The organism is Phocaeicola sp. (genome assembly GCF_048170425.1).
GTDB lineage: Bacteria > Bacteroidota > Bacteroidia > Bacteroidales > Bacteroidaceae > Phocaeicola.
The window spans coordinates 1-5,636 of sequence record NZ_DBEXBB010000253.1; the positions used below are offsets into that span (position 1 = coordinate 1).

The following is a 5,636-nucleotide window of genomic DNA, read 5'->3' on the forward strand; positions in this document are numbered from 1 at the left end:
GTAGTTTATGGAAAATCGCTGAATTTTGCCTTACGCATCGTCAAAGCATACCAGTACCTGAGCGACGAAAAAGGAGAACGTATCCTATCCAAACAACTGTTGCGAAGTGGAACGGCTATAGGAGCCATGGTGTGTGAAGCCGAATTTGCAGAAAGCGCAAATGATTTCATCCATAAACTGCACATTGCCCTGAAAGAAGCCAACGAAACCGCTTATTGGCTGTTGCTGCTATATAAGTCTGATTACATCGATGCTCCCTCGTATGAATCCATCAACCAGGATGCCAAGGAACTCATCAAGCTCCTGGTATGCATCATAAAGACCAGCAAGGAAAACAACCAGAAGAAAATGCAGGCCGAGAGACTATAGCCTTCACTTCCTACATCCATTTTTAATTTGAGACTTTGAATTTTAACTTTTAATTTTTAACTATTAACTGTAGACATGTTTAGTGACGAATTAGAAAAAATAAGCTGGGAGGAGACGACCAAGGCCATCTACTCCAAGACCGAGGCCGACGTGATACGGGCACTCGGAAAATCACGGTGCGACGTAGACGACTTCATGGCACTCATCTCGCCGGCTGCCGAAAAGTTCCTTGAACCCATGGCACGCCTCAGCAAGAAATATACCGAAGAACGTTTCGGACGCACCATGTCGATGTTCATCCCGCTCTACATCACCAACTCGTGCACCAACTCGTGCGTGTACTGCGGCTTCCACATCAGCAACCCCATGGCCCGCACCATCCTGACGCCCGAAGAGATTGAAAACGAATACAAGGCCATCAAGAAGCTCGGCCCGTTCGAGAACCTGCTGATTGTGACGGGCGAGAATCCGGCCAAGGCGGGCGTGCCTTATCTGGCCAAGGCACTCGACCTGGCCAAACCGTACTTCTCGAACCTGAAAATCGAAGTGATGCCGCTCAAGACGGAAGAGTATGCCGAACTGGTACACCACGGACTGAACGGCGTGATCTGTTTCCAGGAGACGTACAACAAGGCACGCTACAACGTGTACCATCCGCGCGGCATGAAATCGAAGTTCGAATGGCGTGTCAACGGGTTCGACCGCATGGGACAGGCCGGCGTGCACTCCATCGGCATGGGTGTGCTTATCGGACTGGAGGACTGGCGTACGGACGTGACCATGATGGCTTACCATCTGCGCTACTTGCAGAAGCAATACTGGAAGACGAAGTACAGCGTGAACTTCCCGCGCATGCGTCCGGCCGAAAACGAAGGTTTCCAACCCAACGTCATCATGAGCGACAAGGAACTGGCACAGGTGACTTTCGCCATGCGTATCTTCGACCACGACGTGGACATCTCCTACTCTACCCGCGAACCGGCACACATCCGCGACCACATGGCTTCGCTGGGTGTCACGACCATGAGCGCAGAGAGCAAGACCGAACCGGGCGGGTACTATACCTACCCGCAGGCACTGGAGCAGTTCCACGTGAGCGACGAACGTACGGCCGTAGAGATAGAAAAGGCACTCAAGGCGCTGGGACGCGAACCGGTATGGAAGGACTGGGATGCTTCGTTCGACCACGTGGCACAGACGCAAGAGCAGGCTGCTCCAGCCCGCTGAACAGTCCCTCAGAAGCACCCCTGAAAGACGCTTTTACGCTTGCCGGAAAACGCCGAAGAGTTTTCGCAAAAACGCCTTTACGTTTTAGTTGAAACGCAAGTACGTTTTACCTCAAACACAAGTGCGTTTTGATGGAAACACAAGGACGTTTTTCCCAAACGCAAGTACGTTTTTTCAACGCATCTATAACCCCCATCAGAAGGCATCCGGAGGCCATTTTCCCGACTTCCGGGTGCCTTCTGTCATTACTCACTCTTTATCCCCTTTTAACCTTATGAAACTGACAGAAAAAGAAGCGTCACGCTACAACCGACAGATTCTGCTCGACGAAATCGGCGAGGCAGGACAACTCCTGCTGAAACAGGCCCGCGTACTCATTGTGGGAGTGGGCGGACTGGGGTCGCCCATCGCCCTCTACCTGGCCGGTGCCGGAGTGGGCACCATCGGACTGATTGACGACGATACCGTGAGCGAGACCAACCTCCAGCGGCAGGTACTCTACAGCGAGCCTGAAATCGGACTCTCCAAGGCCGAACAGGCCAAGCTGCGCCTGCAGGCCCTCAACTCCGACATCCGCGTGGAAGCCTGGAACGAGCGGCTCACCCCGCAGAACGCCGAATGTCTCATTGCCAACTACGACATCGTAGTGGACGGCTGCGACAATTTCCGCACGCGCTACCTCATTAACGACACCTGCGTGCGGCTGGACAAGGTGTACGTGTACGGTGCCATCCGCGAGTTCGACGGGCAGGTCTCCGTGTTCAACTACCAGGGCGGTCCCGACTACCGCACCCTCTTCCCCGATGAAGAAGAAATGCTCGCCATGCCCCACCCCTCCAAGGCTGTACTAGGTGTCACTCCCGGCGTAGTGGGCTGTGTGGAAGCCAGCGAGACGATGAAAGTCATCCTGGGCAGTCCGGCCGTGCTGAGCGGAAAACTCTGGCACATCGACCTGCGAACCCTGGAAAGCTACGTGCTTTCGCTGGTATAAACAGCCGGCAAAACGGGTTATGTAGCAATTAAACAGACCTGAGGGACTATTTTTGCATAAGATGCAGGCAAAACAGACGCGCACGGATATATCGGAAAGGTTATATACAAGACTGTTATAATAATCTGTTCCTCCTTCTTTTAAGGTTTTTTGTACGAATAAACCACCTCCGGAAAAGATTGAAAAGATTGTAAATCTCCATTTTTTACGCTATCTTTGATTGTATAACCTTTTATTAAAAAACTATGTTACTTAAAATCTTAGATTATTTCTTCAGTTTATGCCTCATTATCGGGCTATTTTACGGACTCGAAAGTCAGGGAGCGCTTCTGCAATACACCATCTGCATACTGGCCATGCTGATTCTATTACAGCGCATATTAACAGACTTTTTCTGGAAACAAGAAAACACTTAACATATGCGCCCTAAATTTAAGTTAGATTTATTTACATGAAACACCAAGCTATTAATACGTAATAAAACAATAGATTTTGAAATCAATAAGTCAACTGTTTATATAAAAGAGAGGGAGTGTCAAAACTCAATTCTTGAAAATATGAATTTATAATTTGAAACTTGAGCATCCCCAAAAAGACTAAAAAAAGGGTCGTATCATTACTCAATACAGAGTTTGATACAACCCTTTTTAAGTATTATAGTTACAATCTATAACTTTTGTGAGTGCCGATTTTAATTTTGACACACCCACTACAACTCTACACAAAATTTAGCTGTAGTTTTTGAATTTTACCATAACTCCAAAAATACCATCATCTCTATCCATCTTGTTTCACTTTAATAATGATATACAGGCCCACAGTCTGGTTCACCTTCATACCACCAACCATATGTGTGCATCTTATATAACCATTTTTCATTGTCATAATCATAACCTGTATATTCATACAAATAGTCACATCTAAAGTCCACAAGTTCAGAAAACCAGCTTGGAACCTTTGCTGTAATGCGATTATTTATACACGAAAAGTTCTCTAAACTTCTTGGATATGAAATTTGCTCAATCAAATTATTATCACACATAATATTCCTCAGTTTGTGGCATGTAGAAGTTTCAAGGGAAGTCAGTTGATTATTAGAGCAATTCAGCACATCCAAACTTGTACAGCCATCTAGATTTAGAACTGCAAGGTGATTATTATGACAGAAAAGCGAAACCAGCGAAGTACAAATATCCGCATAAAAATGAGTAAGACAAATGTTATCGGCACATGAAATCTCTATCAACTTATCATAACCGGAAACATCTATTAAATGAACTCCAGATTTATATACAGTTAATCTCTCCAATGAGTTACATCCTTTTATCTCCAGAAATTCAAGCTGTTCAACATTATTACAATATAAATAAGTCATATTATTACAATCTGTAAAATCTAATAATTGTAAACTACCAATATTTTGTACTGCAATAGTCTTAAGTTTAGAGCAATTACGAAACTTCACAACTTTAAGATTAGGCCAAGCAGGTTCTCTCCAATTTAAATTAGAAGCAAATCCATCATCCAATGATGTATTAGAAACATCAATGATTTCCAATGGATTGGAATCACAATATAAATAAGTCAAATTAAGACAATTTGATACATTCAATTCTTTTAATTGACATTGAGGACAATACAGATTCTTTAATGAGGGCAAGCCATCAGCTTGTAAATCCACAATATCATTAAAAGAGCAATTCACAGATTCTATCTTTGAACAATTCTTTAAATTAAGCGTAGTAAGCTTGTTGGACGAACATCCAATATCAGTAAGAGAACTGCCATCCACCAAAAGTTCTTTCAACTCATTATTATCACATTGTAATATCTTTAAGCTAGTACAATTCGTTACATCTATACTTGACAACGTATTCCCTCCACAAGATAACCATTCAATATAGGTACAGTCAGAAAGGTCAATGCTTCCTACCAGATTGTTACTAGACAACGATAAAGTTACAAGTGTTTTCCCTTCTTCGTTTTGAGTTATATTAACTCCATACCATTGCTCAACCGGAGCATCAGAACACCAGTTATTATTTATTTTCCAGTTATCTCCATTGGTATCATTATACAGATTTATTAGGAACCTTCTGATTTCAGTTTCAGGATCTTTATTTTGTCCATATTGCAAAATATTTACAACCTCCGAAAGTCCACCATCTTTTTCATTAAATACAATTTCGGCTTGACGGTCTTCATTGGTTTCATTTGGGCTTATTGAAAAATAAAGAGTATGTGTAGACTGATTACGCTCTTTGTCTTCTGTAATCCAAGAGACATCTGGAAGTACCATATCGTAGTTTATATTACTGGTTACTTCCACCTTTAAGTTTCCTCCTTCACAATCAAACACTTGCTGGTTAGCTGTAACTGTCAGCTGAGGAATCTCTCCCTCCTGATAGACAGAAACAAGTTCAGTTAATGTTCCATCTGTGATTGTTATGCCAGCTTCTCGTTTGTATCCCGAGAGATTAGGAGCCACATTAAAATGCAGCTGAGTTATATTAAGACTGCGGGTATCACTCATAGATGTACTAATCCAATCAATTCCCTCCTCGATAAAATACTCAAATTTAACATTAGCTTTTACTTCAAGAGAGAATTCACCTCCTTCTTTTTCCAGCTCAATTTTATTTGAACTAACAAGTAAGGCATTTTGAGGTTTTTGTACGACAATGATAGTTTTACTGTCAGACCCCGCACGTATTATGACAGTGGCATTTCGTTCGTCATACGTATCATTCACTGTAGTTCGAATAACAAGTGTTGCCTTTCCTGCATTACCGGTGAGTGGGGATACGCTGCACCAATTCTCTGCTCGTGCATTAGAGACGGAAGCAGTCCAGTCACTTTTGGCCACAAACTCTATAAAAACTTCGCCACCTTTTGCATCGAAACAAGGAGTGAGTGAAGCAGTAGGTATTTCTATTTGAGAATTATCCGGTACGGAAGTTGGCTCATCATAATAATTGTCACCTTCACTGCAACCAATGAAGATAAAAAATGCTAACATAATAAAATAGAATTTTCTCATAATATAAAT

Annotated in this window: 5 protein-coding genes; 4 read left to right on the forward strand and 1 reads right to left on the reverse strand. The window is 43.2% G+C overall.

Features of this window, described 5'->3' with window-relative positions; all coding sequences use genetic code 11:
* From ACMJ0U_RS09965 to ACMJ0U_RS09980, 4 genes are all read left to right on the forward strand, one after another.
* The coding region (locus tag ACMJ0U_RS09965) for a four helix bundle protein (RefSeq protein ID WP_417129810.1) at positions 1-369 on the forward strand (369 nt) is incomplete at its 5' end.
* Between the two features lie 75 nt (positions 370-444).
* Positions 445-1,596, forward strand: a complete 1,152-nt coding sequence (gene thiH / locus ACMJ0U_RS09970) for a 2-iminoacetate synthase ThiH (protein WP_417129811.1) — start codon at positions 445-447, stop codon at positions 1,594-1,596.
* A gap of 274 nt (positions 1,597-1,870) precedes the next feature.
* The gene (locus ACMJ0U_RS09975) at positions 1,871-2,587 is read left to right on the forward strand and encodes a HesA/MoeB/ThiF family protein (protein WP_417129812.1); all 717 of its coding nucleotides are present in this window, start codon (positions 1,871-1,873) and stop codon (positions 2,585-2,587) included.
* A 245-nt stretch (positions 2,588-2,832) separates the two neighbouring features.
* Entirely contained in the window at positions 2,833-3,003 is a 171-nt protein-coding gene (locus ACMJ0U_RS09980) for a hypothetical protein (protein WP_417129813.1), read from the forward strand.
* Between the two features lie 380 nt (positions 3,004-3,383).
* Here the strand turns inward: ACMJ0U_RS09980 and ACMJ0U_RS09985 are convergent.
* Positions 3,384-5,636, reverse strand: a 2,253-nt coding sequence (locus tag ACMJ0U_RS09985) for a BACON domain-containing protein (RefSeq protein WP_417129814.1), incomplete at its 5' end; no start/stop codon positions are given.

Coding starts and splice junctions, on each gene's coding strand:
- thiH (WP_417129811.1), top strand. CDS start 445: ATGTTTAGTGACGAATTAGAAAAAATAAGCTGGGAGGAGACGACCAAG.
- ACMJ0U_RS09975 (WP_417129812.1), top strand. CDS start 1,871: ATGAAACTGACAGAAAAAGAAGCGTCACGCTACAACCGACAGATTCTG.
- ACMJ0U_RS09980 (WP_417129813.1), top strand. CDS start 2,833: ATGTTACTTAAAATCTTAGATTATTTCTTCAGTTTATGCCTCATTATC.